General features: G+C 70.5%; 19 protein-coding genes. 10 read left to right on the forward strand and 9 right to left on the reverse strand.

Going from position 1 to position 18,465, the window contains the following annotated elements:
• Positions 1-487: 487 nt before the first annotated feature.
• The 4 genes from ACFY2Z_RS37215 (at position 488) to ACFY2Z_RS37230 (ending at position 3,376) form a co-directional block, all read left to right on the forward strand.
• Positions 488-703 (forward strand): hypothetical protein, encoded by a 216-nt coding sequence (locus tag ACFY2Z_RS37215; protein WP_311697374.1) that lies wholly within the window; start codon positions 488-490, stop codon positions 701-703.
• Positions 704-774: 71 nt separating this feature from the next.
• Positions 775-1,521, forward strand: coding sequence for a DNA repair protein RecO (gene recO, locus ACFY2Z_RS37220; RefSeq protein WP_390748422.1), 747 nt, complete (start codon positions 775-777; stop codon positions 1,519-1,521).
• Positions 1,522-1,559: 38 nt separating this feature from the next.
• Positions 1,560-2,411 carry an isoprenyl transferase gene (locus tag ACFY2Z_RS37225; RefSeq protein ID WP_390748423.1) on the forward strand — a complete coding sequence of 284 codons (852 nt, stop codon included), beginning with the start codon at positions 1,560-1,562 and terminating at the stop codon, positions 2,409-2,411.
• Positions 2,412-2,533: 122 nt separating this feature from the next.
• Positions 2,534-3,376: a glycosyltransferase family 2 protein gene (locus ACFY2Z_RS37230; protein WP_390748424.1), complete on the forward strand. Its 843-nt coding sequence runs from the start codon at positions 2,534-2,536 to the stop codon at positions 3,374-3,376.
• Between the two features lie 45 nt (positions 3,377-3,421).
• On the opposite strand, the gene ACFY2Z_RS37235 is transcribed toward ACFY2Z_RS37230, so the two are convergent.
• The 4 genes from ACFY2Z_RS37235 to ACFY2Z_RS37250 all read right to left on the reverse strand — a co-directional run bounded on the left by ACFY2Z_RS37235 (position 3,422) and on the right by ACFY2Z_RS37250 (position 6,607).
• Positions 3,422-3,832, reverse strand: coding sequence for a transcriptional repressor (locus ACFY2Z_RS37235; RefSeq protein ID WP_355919063.1), 411 nt, complete (start codon positions 3,830-3,832; stop codon positions 3,422-3,424).
• A gap of 131 nt (positions 3,833-3,963) precedes the next feature.
• A complete protein-coding gene (locus ACFY2Z_RS37240) occupies positions 3,964-4,866 on the reverse strand; it encodes a metal ABC transporter permease (RefSeq protein WP_390748425.1) in 903 nt (300 codons plus the stop codon).
• Positions 4,866-5,633, reverse strand: coding sequence for a metal ABC transporter ATP-binding protein (locus ACFY2Z_RS37245; RefSeq protein ID WP_390748426.1), 768 nt, complete (start codon positions 5,631-5,633; stop codon positions 4,866-4,868). The genes ACFY2Z_RS37240 and ACFY2Z_RS37245 overlap by 1 nt, the downstream gene beginning before the upstream one ends.
• A gap of 17 nt (positions 5,634-5,650) precedes the next feature.
• Positions 5,651-6,607 (reverse strand): metal ABC transporter substrate-binding protein, encoded by a 957-nt coding sequence (locus tag ACFY2Z_RS37250; RefSeq protein ID WP_390748427.1) that lies wholly within the window; start codon positions 6,605-6,607, stop codon positions 5,651-5,653.
• A 196-nt stretch (positions 6,608-6,803) separates the two neighbouring features.
• Here ACFY2Z_RS37250 and ACFY2Z_RS37255 point away from each other — a divergent pair, with 196 nt between their 5' ends.
• Entirely contained in the window at positions 6,804-8,186 is a 1,383-nt protein-coding gene (locus tag ACFY2Z_RS37255) for a glycine--tRNA ligase (RefSeq protein ID WP_390748428.1), read from the forward strand.
• A gap of 77 nt (positions 8,187-8,263) precedes the next feature.
• Here ACFY2Z_RS37255 and ACFY2Z_RS37260 read toward each other — a convergent pair whose 3' ends face one another.
• Complete coding sequence (locus tag ACFY2Z_RS37260; protein ID WP_390748429.1) at positions 8,264-9,316, reverse strand: chitinase; 1,053 nt, start codon at positions 9,314-9,316, stop codon at positions 8,264-8,266.
• A 197-nt stretch (positions 9,317-9,513) separates the two neighbouring features.
• On the opposite strand from ACFY2Z_RS37260, the gene ACFY2Z_RS37265 reads away from it, so the two are divergent.
• Together ACFY2Z_RS37265 and ACFY2Z_RS37270 are read left to right on the forward strand one after the other, a co-directional pair.
• Positions 9,514-10,557, forward strand: coding sequence for an aldo/keto reductase (locus ACFY2Z_RS37265; protein WP_390748430.1), 1,044 nt, complete (start codon positions 9,514-9,516; stop codon positions 10,555-10,557).
• Between the two features lie 26 nt (positions 10,558-10,583).
• Positions 10,584-11,195 carry a TetR family transcriptional regulator gene (locus tag ACFY2Z_RS37270; protein ID WP_390748431.1) on the forward strand — a complete coding sequence of 204 codons (612 nt, stop codon included), beginning with the start codon at positions 10,584-10,586 and terminating at the stop codon, positions 11,193-11,195.
• Here ACFY2Z_RS37270 and ACFY2Z_RS37275 read toward each other — a convergent pair.
• The gene (locus tag ACFY2Z_RS37275) at positions 11,192-11,650 is read right to left on the reverse strand and encodes a VOC family protein (protein ID WP_390748432.1); all 459 of its coding nucleotides are present in this window, start codon (positions 11,648-11,650) and stop codon (positions 11,192-11,194) included. The genes ACFY2Z_RS37270 and ACFY2Z_RS37275 overlap by 4 nt on opposite strands.
• 10 nt (positions 11,651-11,660) lie before the next feature.
• Positions 11,661-11,861, reverse strand: a complete 201-nt coding sequence (locus tag ACFY2Z_RS37280; RefSeq protein WP_390748433.1) for a hypothetical protein — start codon at positions 11,859-11,861, stop codon at positions 11,661-11,663.
• Positions 11,862-12,061: 200 nt separating this feature from the next.
• Between ACFY2Z_RS37280 and ACFY2Z_RS37285 the strand changes: the two genes are divergently transcribed.
• Positions 12,062-12,637, forward strand: coding sequence for a YdeI family protein (locus tag ACFY2Z_RS37285; protein ID WP_390748434.1), 576 nt, complete (start codon positions 12,062-12,064; stop codon positions 12,635-12,637).
• Between the two features lie 332 nt (positions 12,638-12,969).
• Here ACFY2Z_RS37285 and ACFY2Z_RS37290 read toward each other — a convergent pair whose 3' ends face one another.
• Complete coding sequence (locus ACFY2Z_RS37290) at positions 12,970-14,397, reverse strand: MFS transporter (protein ID WP_390748435.1); 1,428 nt, start codon at positions 14,395-14,397, stop codon at positions 12,970-12,972.
• Positions 14,398-14,498: 101 nt separating this feature from the next.
• On the opposite strand from ACFY2Z_RS37290, the gene ACFY2Z_RS37295 reads away from it, so the two are divergent.
• Complete coding sequence (locus tag ACFY2Z_RS37295) at positions 14,499-15,431, forward strand: helix-turn-helix domain-containing protein (RefSeq protein WP_390748436.1); 933 nt, start codon at positions 14,499-14,501, stop codon at positions 15,429-15,431.
• An 87-nt stretch (positions 15,432-15,518) separates the two neighbouring features.
• Here the strand turns inward: ACFY2Z_RS37295 and ACFY2Z_RS37300 are convergent, their stop codons facing one another.
• Positions 15,519-16,964 (reverse strand): MFS transporter, encoded by a 1,446-nt coding sequence (locus ACFY2Z_RS37300; RefSeq protein ID WP_390748437.1) that lies wholly within the window; start codon positions 16,962-16,964, stop codon positions 15,519-15,521.
• A 128-nt stretch (positions 16,965-17,092) separates the two neighbouring features.
• Between ACFY2Z_RS37300 and dusB the strand changes: the two genes are divergently transcribed.
• Positions 17,093-18,301 carry a tRNA dihydrouridine synthase DusB gene (gene dusB / locus ACFY2Z_RS37305; protein ID WP_390748438.1) on the forward strand — a complete coding sequence of 403 codons (1,209 nt, stop codon included), beginning with the start codon at positions 17,093-17,095 and terminating at the stop codon, positions 18,299-18,301.
• Positions 18,302-18,465 lie beyond the last annotated feature (164 nt).

Below are 18,465 nucleotides of genomic sequence, written 5' to 3' on the forward strand. Positions count from 1 at the left end.
GCCGGCTGCGGCGCACAGGGCACATGGGCTGGATGGGACGGAAGCCGAGTTCGGAGAGCTCAGGGATGACGCGGTCCAGGTCATCGATTCGCCACCGCCACCGCCACCGCCACCGCCACCGCCACCGCCGCCGGGCCCTGCCCGGCCAACCGTCGCCTCCACTCCCGTCGGCCCCCGCTGCACCCGCGGCCCGTCAGTTTTCCCTTCGGCTCCGCCGGTTTCTCCTTCCGCCCGGCGTGAGCCGACGGCCCCCGTTTCAACAAACCCCCGTTTGCCCGCACTTGTAGGGCGCAGACACCTGTCGAGTGTAGATGCAGAGCGTCACCATGGAGATGCGAAGGGTAAAAATCGGAGGGAGCGGGGAGCACGGTGGCTGCGGTGCACGTATCACTCGGGGGACGACACTCGGCGTGCGCGTCGAAGAGGCGGAGGGCACGGTGAAGCAAGTACCGGCGGTCCCACGGACCCAGCGGGCTCCGGAGGGGGGATGAAGCCGCCGATCGGTTCGTACGCCGTGGACGTCCGCAGCGGGAGGGTGGGCGTGGTGATGGGGCACGAGGGACCGTATGTCCAGTTGAGACCGTACGGCGGGGGCAAGGAGTGGGACGTGGAGCCGGAGGCCGTGCGCCCCGCGACCCCGGCGGAGCGACTGCGCGCCGCGACCGCGTACGCCAATGCCCGCAGCCGTGGCGAGGTGCCGTGACGGGCCGGTGCCCCGTACGGAAACGGACCGGGGAGCCCGGGGCCCGTCCCCCGTAGGCGAGAATGGGGCCCATGAGTCTGTTCCGCGACGACGGCATCGTGCTGCGCACCCAGAAGCTGGGTGAGGCGGACCGGATCATCACGCTGCTCACGCGCGGTCACGGACGGGTGCGGGCTGTGGCTCGCGGCGTGCGCCGTACCAAGTCGAAGTTCGGGGCCCGGCTGGAGCCCTTCTCGCATGTGGACGTGCAGTTCTTCGCGCGCGGCAGTGAGCTGGTGGGGCGCGGCCTGCCGCTGTGCACCCAGAGCGAGACCATCGCTCCGTACGGGAGCGGGATCGTCGCGGACTACGCGCGCTACACCGCCGGGACCGCGATGCTGGAGACCGCCGAGCGGTTCACCGATCACGAGGGGGAGCCGGCGGTCCAGCAGTATCTGCTGCTCGTCGGGGGCCTGCGCACCCTCGCCCGGGGTGAGCACGCCCCGCATCTGGTCCTGGACGCCTTCCTGCTGCGCTCCCTCGCCGTCAACGGCTACGCACCCAGCTTCAGCGACTGCGCGAAGTGCGGTATGTCCGGTCCGAACCGTTTCTTCTCGGTGGCCTCGGGCGGCGTCGTGTGCGCCGACTGCCGGGTGCCCGGCAGCGTCGTACCCTCACCCGGTGCCCTGGAACTGCTCGGCGCGCTGCTGACGGGAGACTGGGAGACCGCGGACGCGTGCGAGCCGCGGTACGTCCGGGAGGGCAGCGGGCTGGTGTCGGCGTATCTGCACTGGCACCTGGAGCGCGGACTGCGCTCCCTTCGATACGTGGAACAGTAGACAGTCACAGCGACAGCAGATCGAGGAGCGAGAAGCACATGGCCGTACGCGGGTTCCTGGGGCGTCAGCGCCGCGAGTACCGGACGCCGGAGCCGCACCCGTCCGGGGCTCGTCCGCCGAAGCTTCCGGGCGAGCTGGTCCCCTCCCATGTGGCGATCGTGATGGACGGGAACGGCCGCTGGGCCAAGGAGCGCGGGCTGCCGCGCACCGAGGGGCACAAGGTCGGCGCCGAGCGGGTGCTGGACGTGCTGCAGGGCGCGATCGAGATGGGTGTCGGGAGCATCTCGCTGTACGCGTTCTCGACCGAGAACTGGAAGCGCTCGCCGGACGAGGTGCGCTTCCTCATGAACTTCAACCGTGACTTCATCCGCAAGACCCGCGACCAGCTCGACGCACTAGGCATCCGGGTGCGCTGGGTGGGCCGGATGCCGAAGCTGTGGAAGTCGGTGGCCAAGGAGCTCCAGATCGCGCAGGAGCAGACCAAGGACAACGACCGGCTCACGCTGTACTTCTGCATGAACTACGGCGGTCGTGCCGAGATCGCGGACGCGGCGCAGGCCATGGCCGAGGATGTGAAGGCGGGCCGGCTCGACCCCGCGAAGATCACGGAGAAGACCCTCACGAAGTACCTCTACTACCCGGACATGCCGGATGTGGACCTGTTCCTGCGGCCGAGCGGTGAGCAGCGCACCTCCAACTACCTGATCTGGCAGAGCGCGTACGCCGAGATGGTCTTCCAGGACGTGCTGTGGCCGGATTTCGACCGCCGTGACCTGTGGCGGGCGTGCATGGAGTTCGCCTCCCGCGACCGCCGCTTCGGCGGGGCGGTCCCGAACGAGGAACTGCTCGCCATGGAACGGGACATGCAGGGCCGGCCGGCCTCCTCGTAACGCGGACGGGGCGGGTCGTCGGCGGCGTCGGAGCGCTGCCTCGGGGTGGGAGCCACGGGAACGGGCCGTGCGCGTGTGCGATTAAGATCGTGAGCGACCGCTCGATCCTACGGGAGTTCCGTGTGTTCGCTTTCGTGATTCCTGCGCACAACGAGGAGGCCACGGTCGCCACGATCGTCGGCCAGGCCCTCGAGGCCGCACAGCCCGGCGACCGTGTGCTGGTGGTGGACAGCGGGTCGACCGACGACACGGCCCGGCGGGCACGCGAGGCCGGTGCGGAGGTGCTCAGCGGTCCGCTCGGCAAGGGCGCGGCCATGCAACTGGCCGTGTCGTCGGTGGACAGCGAGTGGACGTGTTTCCTCGACGCCGACCTCACCTCGTCGGACCGGAACGTCGCCGCGGTGCTCCGCGAGACCGCGGCCGGTGGCACGGCGGACCATGTGGTCGGTGACTACGAGTACGACTATCCGGGCACCATCCTGGCGTCCACGTTCACCATCTACGAGCCGCTCACCGCCCGATTCTTCCCGGAGGTCGGCTTCCACGGGGCCAACGCCCTCACGGGGTACCGCGCCGTCCGCACCCGTCTTCTGCGCACCGCCCCGCTGCCGCGGGACTTCGGTGTCGAGACCTTTCTCAACATCTCCCTCGCCCTGGCCGGCGGGCAGGTGAACGTGTGCCATCTCGGCGTCGTCGGCAGCCGCTTCCGCTTCCACGGGGGCTCGATGGCGACCGAGATAGGCACCAGGATCCTGGACATGGCCGAAGCCCATGGGCGCCTGGACCCGGCCGATCGGCCGGAGTGGGAGCAGTGGCTCCACGTCGGGGTCGCCGCCATCGCGCCGAACACGGGGGACCAGGGACGCTCGGCCGTGCTGGCCCGGCTGTTCAGCACGGTCCGCAGGCCGATGCCGACCAGCAGCACGTCGGCATCGGTTCATATCACCAGCCGGTCCGGGGTCTGAGAACCGGCGGGAGCCGGGGTCCGCAGCGGGCCCCGGCCTCTCGGCTCAGTCCGTGCTGCAGTCCGCGCAGGTGCCGAAGATCTCCACCGTGTGGGCGACGTTGACATAGCCGTGCTCCGCGGCGATGGCCTCGGCCCACTTCTCCACCGCCGGGCCCTCGACCTCGACGGCCTTGCCGCAGATGCGGCAGACCAGGTGGTGGTGGTGTTCGCCCGTCGAGCAACGGCGGTAGACGGACTCGCCGTCGGACGTGCGCAGGACGTCGACCTCACCCGCGTCGGCAAGGGACTGCAGCGTGCGGTAGACCGTCGTCAGGCCCACCGAGTCGCCCTTGTGCTTGAGCATGTCGTGGAGTTCCTGCGCGCTGCGGAACTCCTCGACCTCGTCGAGTGCCGCAGCCACGGCGGCACGCTGGCGGGTGGATCGTCCCCGTACAGGCTGGCCGGCGGTCGTCACCGTTGCCTCCTCCTTGATGGCTTGCTCGCCTGCGGGGCGCTTCGAGCCGGTACCGGCGCGCCCCTTCGGCTCTCTCACGGCTCACGTCTGCGCCCTGCCGGGCCCATTGTGCCAGTCCGGGCCGTGAGCGGTCAGACTCCGACCTCGTCGGTCGCCTCCTGGTTGGCCGGAATCACACACTCCAGTGGGTCGGATGCGGACCGCGCGGCGGCGAGTGCCCGCGCGCGTCGCCGGGCGAGCGGAGTCGCCAGAGCGGTGAGCGCGATGAACGCGGCGATCGTCAGCAGCACGATCGTCGCGCCGGGCGGCACGTCCTGGTAGTACGAGGTGATCGTGCCGCCGAGGGTCACGGTCACGCCGATGGCGATCGCGATGGCGAAGGTCGCCGCGAAGCTGCGCCCGAGCTGCTGTGCCGCCGCCACCGGGACCACCATCAGGGCGGACACCAGCAGCAGACCGACCACGCGCATCGCGACCGTCACGGTCACGGCCGCCGTGACGGCGGTCAGCAGGTTCAGCGCCCGCACCGGCAGGCCCGTCACCCGGGCGAACTCCTCGTCCTGGCTGACCGCGAAGAGCTGGCGGCGCAGACCGAGGGTGACCAGGACGACGAAGGCGGCGAGCAGACAGATCGCGACGACGTCCGACGGCGAGACCGTGGACAGGGATCCGAACAGGTACGACGTCAGGTTGGCGTTGGAGCCGCCCGGCGCGAGATTGATGAACATCACGCCGCCCGCCATGCCGCCGTAGAACAGCATCGCGAGGGCGATGTCGCCGCGCGTCCTGCCGTACCAGCGGATCAGCTCCATCAGGATCGAGCCGAGGACCGAGACGGCGGTCGCCATCCACACCGGGGACGTGGACAGCAGGAAGCCGAGGCCGACGCCGGTCATGGCCACATGGCCGATGCCGTCGCCCATCAGGGCCTGGCGGCGCTGCACGAGGTAGATCCCGACGGCGGGCGCGGTGATGCCGACCAGGACGGCCGCGAGCAGGGCCCGCTGCATGAAGGCGTAGTTCAGGAAGTCCATCAGCTCAGCAGTCCCGTACGGATCGGTTCGGCGCCCGCCGTGTCGTGCGGGTGCACATGGTCGTGGCCGGGCAGGGCGTGCTGGCCCACGGCCCTCGGGGGTGGCCCGTCGTGCAGGACACAGCCGTCGCGCAGCACCACCGCCCGGTCGATCAGCGGCTCCAGGGGCCCGAGTTCGTGCAGCACCAGCAGTACGGTCGCGCCGGCGGCCACCTGTCCCTCCAGGGTCCGCGCGAGCACCTCCTGGCTCGCCAGGTCGACGCCCGCCATCGGCTCGTCCATGATCAGCAGTTCGGGCTCGGAGGCGAGGGCGCGGGCGATCAGCACCCGCTGGTGCTGGCCGCCGGAGAGCGCGTTGACGGAGTCCTTGGCCCGGTCCGCCATGCCGACCAGTTCCAGGGCGCGTCGTACGGCCTCGTGGTCGGCCTTGCGCAGGACGCCGAAGCGGGCCCGGGAGAGCCGGCCGGAGGAGACCACCTCGGTCACCGTGGCGGGCACGCCGCCCGCGGCGGTGGTGCGCTGCGGCACGTAGCCGATGCGCCGCCAGTCGCGGAAGCCGCGGCGCGGGGTGCCGAACAGCTCGATCTCGCCGGCGCTCGCCGGCACCTGGCCGATGATGCTGCGGACCGCCGTCGACTTGCCCGATCCGTTCGCGCCGAGCAGCGCGACGACCTCACCGCGGTGCACGGTCAGGTCGATGCCGCGCAGGACGGGGCGTGAACCCAGGTCGGCGCGCACGCCGCGCAGGCGTATGACGGGCTCGCTCATTGCCGCACCCTCCGGTGTCACTTGGCCTCCAGGGCTGTCTGCAGGGCTTTGAGGTTGGACTGCATGACCTGGAAGTAGTCGCTGCCGCGCGACTTGGCGGTGATGCCCTCGAGCGGGTCGAGGACGTCCGTCTTCAGCTTCGCGTCCTGGGCGACGGTCTTCGCGGTCTTGTCGCTCACGAGCGTCTCGTAGAAGACCGTGGAGACGCCGTCGGCCTTCGCGATGCTCTCGAGCTGCCGCACCCGCGCCGTGCTGGGCTCGGACTCCGGGTCCAGGCCGTTGATGGCCTCCTCGGTGAGGCCGTAGCGCTCGGCGAGGTAGCCGAAGGCGGCGTGGGTGGTGATGAAGACCTTGCCCTTGGTGTTCCGCAGCCCGGTCGCGTACTGCTGGTTCAGGTCGTCGAGCCTCTTGACCAGGGCCGCCGTGTTCTTCGCGTAGTCGGCCGCGTGCTTGGGATCGGCCTTCTCGAAGGCCTTGCCGACGCCCTGGGCGAGCTGGGCGTAGCGGACCGGGTCGAGCCAGATGTGGGGGTCCTTGGCGCCGGACTCCTCGCCCTGGTGCGTGTCGTGTGCGGCCGCGTGGCCGCCGACCTCGTTGCCGTGCTCCTCCAGCGTGGTCAGGGAGGCGGCGTCGATCTTCGTCTTGATCTCGGACTGGGCGACCGCGTCGTCGACGGAGGGCTGGAGGTTCTTGAGGTAGAGCACCGCGTCGGACTCCTGGAGCTGCGCGGTCTGCCGGGCGCTGATCTCCAGGTCGTGCGGCTCCTGGCCGGGCTGGGTGAGACTGGTGACGTGGACGTTCTTCCCGCCGATCTGCTCGGCGAGGAACGCCATCGGATAGAACGACGCGACGACGTCGAATTTCCCGGTGTTGCCCTCGGCACTGGTGAGGGAGCAGGCGGAGAGGGCTCCGAGGCCCAGTGCGGTGACAGCGGCGACCGCGGTCCCGGGTATCAGACGTCGACCTATGTTCATGACAGTCATTTTCAACAAATATGGAAACCGTTGTCAACAATCCCCGGGTAACGGCTCGGTACACCCGGGGACCCGCTCCAGGTGCCATACCGATTTGATTGGAGGGGAGCCCCCGCCGGTAACCTGAAGCATTCGCTCTGAAGCAATGCTCTGAAGCAGTCGCTTCGTCGCCCGTCGTCGTAATGAAGAGAGCACCGTGGCCGCCGACAAGATCGACACCATCGTCAGCCTGAGCAAGCGCCGTGGCTTCGTATTCCCGTGCAGCGAGATCTACGGCGGACAGCGCGCCGCCTGGGACTACGGACCGCTGGGTGTCGAGCTCAAGGAGAACATCAAGCGCCAGTGGTGGCGCTACATGGTCACGTCCCGCGAGGACGTCGTCGGTATCGACTCGTCGGTGATCCTGGCGACCGAGGTCTGGGTGGCCTCCGGCCACGTCGCCACCTTCACCGACCCGCTCACCGAGTGCACCTCCTGCCACAAGCGCTTCCGCGCCGACCACCTGGAGGAGGCATACGAGGCCAAGCACGGCCGTCTGCCCGAGAACGGCCTCTCGGACATCAACTGCCCGAACTGCGGTAACAAGGGCATGTTCACCGAGCCCAAGCAGTTCTCGGGTCTGCTCTCCACGCACCTCGGCCCGACGCAGGACAGCGGCTCGATCGCCTACCTGCGCCCGGAGACCGCCCAGGGCATCTTCACCAACTTCGCCCAGGTCCAGCAGACCTCGCGCCGCAAGCCGCCGTTCGGCATCGCGCAGATGGGCAAGTCGTTCCGCAACGAGATCACGCCGGGCAACTTCATCTTCCGCACCCGTGAGTTCGAGCAGATGGAGATGGAGTTCTTCGTCAAGCCGGGCGAGGACGAGAAGTGGCAGGAGTACTGGATGGAGCAGCGCTGGAACTGGTACACCGGCCTGGGTCTCCGTGAGGAGAACATGCGCTGGTACGAGCACCCGAAGGAGAAGCTCTCCCACTACTCCAAGCGCACCGCCGACATCGAGTACCGCTTCCAGTTCGGCGGCAACGAGTGGGGCGAGCTGGAGGGTGTCGCCAACCGCACGGACTACGACCTCGGCGCCCACGCCAAGGCCTCGGGCCAGGACCTGTCGTACTTCGACCAGGAGGCCGGCGAGCGCTGGACCCCGTACGTCATCGAGCCCGCGGCGGGTGTCGGCCGCGCCATGCTGGCGTTCCTGCTGGACGCCTACGTCGAGGACGAGGCCCCGAACGCCAAGGGCAAGATGGAGAAGCGCACGGTGCTGCGCCTGGACCACCGCCTGGCGCCGGTGAAGGTCGCGGTGCTGCCGCTGTCCCGCAACCCGGAGCTGTCCCCGAAGGCCAAGGGGCTCGCCCAGGCGCTGCGCGCGAACTGGAACATCGAGTTCGACGACGCGGGCGCCATCGGCCGCCGCTACCGCCGCCAGGACGAGATCGGCACGCCGTACTGCGTCACGGTCGACTTCGACACGCTCGAGGACAACGCGGTGACGGTGCGTGAGCGCGACTCGATGAAGCAGGAGCGCGTCTCGCTGGACCAGATCGAGGGCTACCTCGCGGGCCGTCTGATCGGCTGCTAGCCGCTGCACGAAGTACCGAACGTCGGGCGGGCTGGATCATTCCGGTCCGCCCGGTGTCTTTTGCCCGGCTCGCGGCCTCAGCGGCCCTGGAGCGCCCTGACGTTGTCGCCGAACGTCCAGTTCTTCGAGCCGTCCCAGTTGATCGACCAGGTCATCAGGCCCTTCAGGCTCGTGCCGTAGTGCTTCCACGCCTGGGAGACCAGGGACGGTGACATATAGCCGCCGCCCGCTCCGGACTGGGCGGGCAGGCCCGGGACCTGCTTGTCGTACGGCACCTTGACCGTCGTGCCCTGGATGCTCAGGCCCTTGTTCAGACAGTCCGTCTGCGCCACGAAGCCCGCCACCGTGCCGGCCGCGTAGGAGTCGCCGGAGCAGCCGTACATGCTGCCGTTGTAGTACTGCATGTCGAGCCACCACAACCGGCCGTTGTCCGCGTACTTCTTGACGATCGGCAGGTACGCGCCCCAGATCGAGCCGTAGGTGATGCTGCCGCCGGTGACGTACGCCGTCTCCGGGGCCATCGTCAGGCCGAAGTTCGACGGCATACGGGCCAGGATTCCGTCGATGATGCGGATCAGGTTGGCCTGGGACGTGGACAGTCGGCCGATGTTCCCGCCGCCGACCAGGCCCGTCTCGATGTCGATGTCGATGCCGTCGAAGTTGTACGTCTTCAGGATCGGGACGATCGTCGAGACGAACCGGTCCGCGACGGCCGTCGAGCCGAGGTCGATGCCGGCCGTCGCCCCGCCGATGGACAGCAGGATCGTCTGCCCCGCCGCCTTGGCCGCGCACATCTCCGCCGGGGTCGCAACCTTCACTCCCGAGTCCATGCCGTCCTCCCACAGCGCGGTGCCGTCGGAGCGGATGACCGGGAACGCCGCATTGATCACGTTGTAGCCGTGGGCGGCGATACGGGAGTCGGTGATCGGGGTCCAGCCGAAGGGTGGGTGGACCCCGTTCGAGGAGCCGTCCCAGTTCTCCCAGTAGCCCTGAAGGACCTTGCCGGCGGGGCGGGACTTCACGGCGCAGGTGTCGGCCGCGGACGCGGTGGGGGCGGTCGCGACCGAGAGCGGGACGAGGAACGCCGCCGTCAGGGCGGCGGCGAGCAGGCGGAGCCTGTGGCGGATCATGCGGGCCTCCCGGTGGGGGTGCGGTGAGGTGTCCTAGGCATGACAGTGCAATGGTCCAGACCTTCCGTCAATAGGTCTGGACCAAATCGAGGCCTGTGGGCATGTGGGCATGCGGGTCGCGGTGGTGGCGGGTGGCAGGTAACAGATAACAACTGACAGATATTGAAAACTGTCAGTTGTCATGCCATGCTGGGCGCATGCTCGAAGAGAACCAGGGAGATTTCATGCGCACCCTCCAGCTCGGGACCACCGGCCCCCAGGTCTCCGCCCTCGGCCTCGGCTGCATGGGCATGTCCGCCCTCTACGGCGACGCCGACCGGGCCGAGTCGATCGCCACCGTCCACGCGGCCCTGGAAGCGGGTGTCACCCTGCTCGACACCGGCGACTTCTACGCCATGGGCCACAACGAGATGCTCATCGGCGAGGCCCTGCGCGCCGCCCCCGCCGCACGGCGTGAACAGGCGCTGGTCAGCGTCAAGTTCGGGGCCCTCCGCGACCCCGACGGAGGCTGGACCGGGTACGACGGCCGCCCCGCCGCCGTCAGGAACTTCGCCGCGTACTCGCTGCAGCGCCTCGGCGTCGACCACATCGACGTCTACCGCATCGCCCGTCTCGACCCCGACGTCCCGATCGAGGAGACGGTCGGCGCCATCGCCGAACTCGTCGAGAAGGGGTACGTCCGCCACATCGGCCTCAGCGAGGTCGGTGCCGACACCATCCGCCGGGCCGCCGCCACCGCGCCGATCGCGGACCTCCAGATCGAGTACTCGCTGATCTCGCGCGGCATCGAGGACCGCATCCTGCCCACCGTCAGCGAGCTGGGCATCGGCGTCACCGCCTACGGAGTGCTGTCCCGCGGTCTGATCTCCGGCCACTTCACCCGCGACCGGCAGCTCGGCACCAACGACTTCCGCGCCTTCTCGCCCCGCTTCCAGGGCGCGAACCTCGACCACAACCTCGGTCTGGTCGAGGCGCTGCGCAAGATCGCCGAGCAGAAGGGCGTCAGCGTCGCACAGCTCGCGATCGCCTGGGTGCTCTCGCGGGGGCCGCGGCACGGTGCGGCCATCGTGCCGCTGATCGGCGCCCGCACCCGGGAGCGGCTGTCCGAGGCGCTCGGTGCCCTCGAGGTGACCCTGGACGAGACGGACCTGGCAACCATCGAGGCGGCCGTGCCGGCGGACGCGGCGGCCGGCGCCCGCTACCCCGACATGCAGATGTCTCACCTCGACAGCGAGCGCTGACCACGGCGCCGGGTACGGTCTGAGTCATGTCACCGACCACCGAGACCCTGACCGCCGAGCGCATCCTCGAAGCGACCGAGGAGGTGCTGCGCCGCCACGGCCCGGCCAAGGCCACCGTGGTGGACGTGGCCCGCGCGCTCGGGGTCAGCCACGGCAGCGTCTACCGCCACTTCCGTACGAAGGCGGCGCTGCGTGAGGCGGTCACCCAGCGGTGGCTGGACCGCGCGTCCGGCAGACTCGCCGGGATCGCCGCGCGGGACAGCGACCCGGAGGCGCGGCTGCGCGACTGGCTGTCGGCCCTGTTCGAGGCCAAGCGGCACAAGGCGGGCGACGACCCGGAACTGTTCGCCACGTTCTCCGTGCTGACCGGGGAGAACAGCCGGGTGGTGGACCAGCACATCGCGGACCTCCTCGGCCAGCTCACGGAGATCCTCCGGGACGGTGCCGCACGCGGCGTCTTCGCGACGGCACTCGACCCGGCGGTCACGGCCCGGGCGGTCTTCGACGCGACGGGACGCTTCCACGACCCCTTCTACGCGAGGGAGTGGGGGCGTCCCGGGATCCAGGCGGAGTTCGACGCGGTGGTGGACCTGCTGCTGCGCGGACTGCGGGCGACAGGCCCGTCGGGGACGTCCTAAGCCACGCAGAACTCGTTGCCCTCCGGGTCCCGCATCACCCACCAGTGGCCGGCCGGACCCTTGTCCCGCTCCTCGACGCGGGTGGCGCCCAGCGACTCCAGCCGCGCCACCGTCGCGTCACGGTGCTGCGGTCCCGCGTGCACGTCCAGGTGCAGGCGGTTCTTCGTGTTCTTGGGCTCGGGGACGTCCTGGAAGAGGATGCGGCGGCCCCGGCCGATGCCCGTCGCCTCGTCGTAGGGGTCCTCGGGGTGCCGGATCGCCGCGAAGCCCCGGAAGACGCGGATCCCGTTGTGCTCGGCGACCGCCGCCTCCGGCAGCCCGCCCGCCGCCAGCAGGCGGTCGATCAGCGCGCTGTTGTTCTCCACCGTGTATCCCAGCGCCGCCGCCCAGAAGTCGGCCAGGGCGGGAGCGTTGTCCGTGTCGACGACCAGTTTCCAGTCCAGTGCCGTTGCCATGCGGACAGTTCTACCGCGGGTCAGGCGTCGCCTGGTGGGCTTCCGCGAGGTGCTCCTCGGCCTTCAGCCACGGCAGGAACGGCGTGTCCCTGCGCCAGCCGCAGGTGTCGCAGGTGATGGTGCGCTGCATCCCGGCCCGTCGCACGCGCACCACGTGCTCACGTCCGTTCCGGTCCCGGCCGCTGACCTTGCTCGTGTTGATCTGCAGCATGACGCCTCCAGGGAGTGCCTCTCCGCTCGCGCAGCAAGGAGTGTGCAGCAATCGGAAGATCAACGGTGGTGGATGGGCGCTTTCGTACGGCGAGTTGACGGACCCGCCGCCTGCCGGTCACCGTCCGGACGGGACGGAGACCATGACGCAATCGCTCGAATGCGGCACGGCCGCCGTCCGCCGAATGGTTGGCTGCCGGTGTGGCAGAAGACCTGGAGATCGTCGCGTTCGCATCCGCCGAGGCCTTCGAGGAGTGGCTCGGCGAGCGGCACGCGTCCTCGGCCGGTGTGTGGCTGAAGATCAGGAAGAAGACGCCGGGAGTGGCGGCCCTCGACTATGCCCAGGCGCTCGACGTGGCGCTCTGCTTCGGCTGGATCGACGGGCAGAAGAAGAAGTTCGACGACGAGTACTGGCTGCAGCGCTTCAGTCCGCGCACGCGCGCGAGCAGGTGGTCCAAGATCAACCGGGACAAGGCGGCGGCCCTGATCGAGCAGGGGCGGATGCGCCCGGCGGGGCTGGCCGAGGTGGAGCGGGCCAGGGCGGACGGTCGCTGGGACGCCGCCTACGACGGTGCGAGGACGGCTTCGGTACCCGAGGACCTCGCCCGCGCCCTGGCGGCCGACCCGGCCGCGGCGGACTTCTTCGCCACCCTGGACAGCAGGAACCGCTATGCGGTCCTGTATCGCGTGCAGGACGCCAAGAAGCCCGAGACGAGGGTGCGCCGGATCGAGAAGTACGTGGCGATGCTCGCCGAAGGGAAGAAGATCTATCCCTGAGGAGTGGCGGCAAGGCCTCGATGCCTGATCGGCCCCGGGCGAGCGGGGCCCGGGGCGTCCGGCCGCGAGTTGCGGAGGGGGTCGTCCGTCGTATGCGCGCGTGCTGGTGCCCGGGCAAGCAACGTTCGCCCGTCAAGGAGCGGAGTCATGGGGGCCCCTGCTCGAGCGAAGCCGAGAGCTCGGGGGAGCGTGCTCTGGGGGTATCCCCTGCTCGAAGAGCTTGGGGGAGTGCCGTCCGGAAGCCCTCGTACTGGATGTACTTGGGCTTTCGGCCGGTGCGGCGAGAGGGCGTGCCGGACGCCGCGACGGGGCGAACGTCGCCTGTTGGGGCACTAGCTGATCGTGCGCGGCAGCCGCAGGCTCAGCGCCACCGTCAGGGCGATCCCGGCCAGCTGGACCAGGAGCGTGGTCACCAGTGCGTCCCGCATGCCCCAGTCGGACACCAGGGACAGGAAGAGGGAGCCGAGCGTCGCCACGCCCAGCGCCAGCGCCGACTGCTGGGTGGTGATCATGACACCGCCGCCGACGCCCGCCCGAGCCGGCGGCACCTCGGACAGGATGATCCGCAGCAGGATCGGGAGCTGGAGCGCCTGGCCGGCACCGGCCACCGCCGCGCCCGGCAGCAGCTCCACCGTGCCCAGATGGGGCCAGGAGTGCCATGCGGCGAGCGCCATCAGCGCCACGCCGACCCCCTGGACCAGTCCGCCGGCCGTGACCACCCGGGTGCCGAAGCGGGCCACGAGCCGGGGCCCGCAGAGCGAGACCGCGAAGAACGCCGCCGCCATCGGCGTGAGGGCGAGACCGGCCGGGACCGGCCCGAGCCCGGCACCGCGCTGCAGCGCCACCGCGATCACGAACATGAACCCGCTGAAGCCGAGCGAGAACGGCACCAGCAGGACGAGCCCGCGTCGCAGCGAGGTGAGCGCGAGCAGGCTCGGCGGTACCAGGGGCGTCCGGCCCTGTCGGTCCGCCCGGCGCTCCACCGCGTAGAACGCCCAGGTCGCGAAGGGGAAGGCGGCCAGCGAAAGCCAGGTCCACAGCGGCCAGCCCGTCGCCCGGCCCTCGGTGAGCGGGGCGAGCAGCGTCAGCAGCGAGACCGCGAGCAGCGCGGTGCCGGGGCCGTCCACCGGCTCGGGGTGCTGCGAGCGGGTCTCGGGGACCGCCCGCACGGCCAGGACCAGGCCGACGATCACGACCGGGACGTTGACGAGGAACACCGAGCGCCAGCCGGTGCCCGCGATGTCCGCGGCCACGAGCACACCGCCGAGGATCTGCCCGGCGACCATGGAGAGCCCGGCGGTCGCACCGTACAGGCTCATCGCCCGGGCGCGCCGCTGTCCGCTGGTCGCCGCCTGGATGGTGGCGAGCACCTGCGGGAGCATCGCCGCCGACGCCGCTCCCTGGGCGGCGCGCGCCGCGACGAGCGTCCAGGCGTTCGGGGCGAGTCCGCACGCCAGCGAGGTGACGCCGAAGGCCGCCATCCCGGCGATGAAGAACTCGCGCCGGCCGAAGAGGTCGCCCAGCCTGCCGCCGAGGACGAGCAGGACGGCGTACGCCAGTCCGTACCCGGAGACGACGAGTTCGAGGACGGGCTCGCTCGCGTGCAGGTCCCCGCCGATCGTCGGGAGGGCGACGTTGACGATGAAGAAGTCGATGAGAGGCAGTGCCGCACCCAGCAGCACCGTGAACAGTCCGAGCCCGCCCAACTGGGGTGTCGCCACCGGGGAGCGGACGGTGCGGGAAATCAGAGTCTCGGTCACGACATAGAGCCTGCGGCAACTCCCAGCGTGGTACCAGAGTCCCTTTATCCTGGTAGCAGCGCTACCTGGCAACAGGGTCCGGTGGGCGGCAGACTGGAGGCATGACGACCATGGTGCAGCAGTCGGCGGCGGCCCGGGAGACCGACGGCCAGGACGATCTGAGAGCGACGCCCGCCTCCGACATCCGCCGGTCCGAACTGGCGGCCTTCCTGCGCCACCGCCGCGAGCACATCACCCCCGAGCAGGTCGGGCTGCCCCGCGGCCGCCGCCGTCGCACCCCTGGGCTGCGCCGCGAGGAGGTCGCCCAGCTCTCCGCGGTCGGCGTCACCTGGTACACCTGGTTGGAACAGGCCCGGGACATCCAGGTCTCCGTCCAGGTCCTCGACGCCCTCGCCCGTGCGCTGCTGCTCGACGTGAGCGAGCGGGCGCATCTGTTCAATCTGGCCGGGGTCGTCGACCCCGCGCCCGGCGCGCACTGCCCGTCCGTCACCGAGGCCCAGCGGGCCCTGCTGGAGCAGCTGGAGCCGATTCCGGCCTGTATCCAGAACAGCCGGTACGACATCCTCGCCCACAACCGCACCTATGGGCTGCTGCTGTGCGACCTCGACGCGATCGCGCCGGCCGACCGCAACTGCATGGTGCTCTGCTACACCAACCCCGACTGGCAGGCGTCGATCGTGCTGCTGGAGGAGACCATGCGGCTGATGGCCGCCAAGTTCCGCGCCTCGATGGCCGGCCACCTCGGCGAGCCCGCCTGGAAGATGCTGCTCAAGCGGCTGTCGGCGGAGTCCGCCGAGTTCCGTGAGGCGTGGGAGCTGCACGAGGTGGTGAGTGCCCGAAGCAAGCGCAAGCAGTTCCGCAACGCCCATGTGGGTCTGCTGACGCTGGACCACACGGACCTGTGGCTGGGGCCGCACGACGGGCCCCGGATGGTGACCTACGCACCCGCCGACGCCGCGTCCCGCGCGGGGCTCGAACGGCTGCTCTCCCTCGCCCGGGAACGGGAGAAGGAGCGGGAGCGGGTCGCGGTCTAGCCGGGGCGGCACGCGCCCCTCGCGGGGCGGGTGCCCACCACTGCTGTGCCGGGCGTCGCGTGCCGGTGGAGCTCTCCGGTCGCAGTCCTAGGCGCTGACTCCGGCTGCCTCGCGCACCTCGGCCGCCTGGAGCCGCTCCGCCGTGCGGTCCGCCGTCCGGCGGCCCCAGCGGCCCGTGGTCAGGGCGCCCAGGGACAGCACCGCGACACCGCACACGGTGAGGACCCACCAGCCGGGTCGGGCGGCGGAGACGAAGGTGTCCCTGTACGCCCCGGAGCCCACGCCCGCGGCCAGCAGCGCGCCGACCACGGCGACGCCGAGGGTCTGGCCGAGCTGGCGGCTGGTGGAGGCGACGGCGGCGGCGACACCGGCCTGGGCGCGCGGCATACCGGAGACGGCGGTGTTGGTGATGGGCGCGTTGACGAAGCCGAAGCCGATGCCGAAGAGGACGTAGCCGACGAACAGCGTGACGTTCGAGGTCTCCGCCTCGAAGGCCGCGAACAGCACGGCGCTCGCGGTCATCGCGCAGCCCGCGATCAGCAGTGGCAGCCGCGGTCCGCGACTGCCGACCAGCCGACCGGACAGGGGCGCGCACAGGAACGTCGGGGCCGCCATCGGGAGCATCCACAGACCTGCGTGCAGGGCGTCCAGGCCCCGTACGTTCTGCAGATAGAGGGTGGACAGGAAGAGGAAGCCGCCCAGGGCCGAGAATGCGCTGATGGCGATCACAGTGGCCCCGCTGAACGGCGCCGAGCGGAAGAACCGCAGGTCGATGAGGGGTTCGGTGCGCCGGGGCTCGTACCGGAGCAGGGCGAGCAGGGCCACGAGCGCGAGCGCGGCGAACGGCACGACACGAGCGGCGCCGGCGTCCGGGGCCTCGATGATCGCGTACGTCAGCGAGCCGAACAGGGCGATGACGAGCAGCTGGCCGACCGGGTCGGGGCGGCGGGCCTTGGGAGCCCGGGACTCGGGGACGAAGCGCAGGGTGAGCAGGAGCGCGGCGAGGCCCACCGGGAGGTTGACCCAGAAGATCGAGCGCCAGCCGACCGACTCCACCAGCAGCCCGCCGACCAGCGGGCCCGCGGCCATCGATATGCCGACGACGGCACCCCACACACCGATCGCGCGGGCCCGCTCCCGGGCGTCGGTGAAGGTGTTGGTGATGATCGACATGGCGACCGGGTTGAGCATCGAGCCGCCGATCGCCTGCACCATCCGGAACACGACCAGCAGTTCCAGGTTCGGGGCGAGGGAGCACAGCAGCGAGCCGACGCTGAAGACGACGAGGCCCGCCATGAAGACGCGCTTGCGGCCGATCCGGTCGGCTGTTGAGCCCGCCAGCATCAGCAGCGAGGCCAGGACGAGGGTGTAGGCGTCGATGGTCCACTGCAGCCCCGACGTGGTCGCGTGCAGTTCGTGCTGCATCGAGGGCAGGGCGACGTTCAGGACGGTGTTGTCGAGGCTCACGATCAGCAGGCTCATACAGCAGATCGCGAGCACCAGCAGACGCCGGCGATGGCTCAGCTCGGGCATGGGAACATCGTACGACGATTTCGATAGTGCGGCTAACTAATGACCGATGCATCGTGACCCGATCACCGGGCCACCCGTGCCGGGTACCCGCCGGCGTGCGTGACAATGGGGAAATGCCCACGTCCACGATGACCCCGACGAACCCGACGACCTCGGCGGATCCGACGACCCCGACGAACCCGGGGGGCCCGGAGAGCTCGCCGACGGACTCCGCGGTGCGGGTCGGTCCGCACGCCCTCCGGGCGCCTGTCGTGCTCGCGCCCATGGCCGGGATCACCAACGCGCCGTTCCGCACGCTGTGCCGGGAGTTCAGCGGTGGCAAGGGCCTGTTCGTGAGCGAGATGATCACGACCCGGGCGCTGGTCGAGCGCAACGACAAGACCATGCAGCTGATCAAGTTCGACGCGAGCGAGCAGCCGCGCTCGATCCAGCTCTACGGCGTCGACCCGGCGACCGTCGGCAAGGCCGCCCGCATGATCGCGGAAGAGGGCCTGGCCGACCACATCGACCTGAACTTCGGCTGCCCGGTGCCCAAGGTGACCCGCAAGGGCGGCGGCGCCGCGCTGCCGTACAAGCGGAACCTGCTGCGCGCGATCCTGCGCGAGGCCGTCGGCGGAGCCGGTGACCTCCCGGTCACGATGAAGATGCGCAAGGGCATCGACGACGGCCACCTCACCTACCTGGACGCCGGCCGGATCGCCGTCGAGGAGGGTGTGCAGGCCATCGCGCTGCACGGCCGCACCAGCGCACAGCACTACGGCGGCACGGCGGACTGGGACGCGATCGCGCGGCTGAAGGAGCATGTGCCGGAGATCCCCGTGCTCGGCAACGGCGATGTCTGGTCGGCCGAGGACGCGCTGCGCATGGTGCGCGAGACCGGCTGCGACGGGGTCGTGGTCGGCCGTGGCTGCCTGGGGCGGCCGTGGCTGTTCGCGGATCTGGTGGCGGCCTTCGAGGGGCGGACCGGGGAGCCGGTGCGGCCGGCCCTGCGCGAGGTGGCCGACGTCATGGTCCGGCACGCCACCCTGCTCGGCGAGTGGCTCGGCGACGAGTCGCGCGGAGTCATCGACTTCCGCAAGCACGTGGCCTGGTATCTGAAGGGCTTCTCGGTCGGCTCCGAGATGCGCAAGCGGCTCGCGATCACCTCCTCGCTCCAGGAGCTGCGGGCCGGTCTCGACGAGCTCGACCTCGACCAGGCCTGGCCGGTCGGCGCCGACGGCCCGCGCGGCCGGACGTCCGGAAACAGCCGTGTGGTGCTGCCGGACGGCTGGCTCAAGGACCCGTACGACTGCTCGGGCATCAGCGAGGACGCGGAGCTGGACACGTCCGGGGGCTGAACACCGGAGCGGAAAACCGAGGGGCGGGACCCCCCCCCCCCCGGGGGGGGGGGGGCCCCCCGGGGGTGGGGGGGGGGGGGCGCCCCGCCCCCGGGGGGGGGGGGGGGCCGCGCCCCCCCCGGACCCGGCGCGGGAGGCGCGCCAAATACAAACCCCCCCCGGGT

This window comes from Streptomyces sp. NPDC001222 (genome assembly GCF_042896945.1).
GTDB classification, from domain to species: Bacteria; Actinomycetota; Actinomycetes; order Streptomycetales; family Streptomycetaceae; genus Streptomyces; species Streptomyces gibsoniae.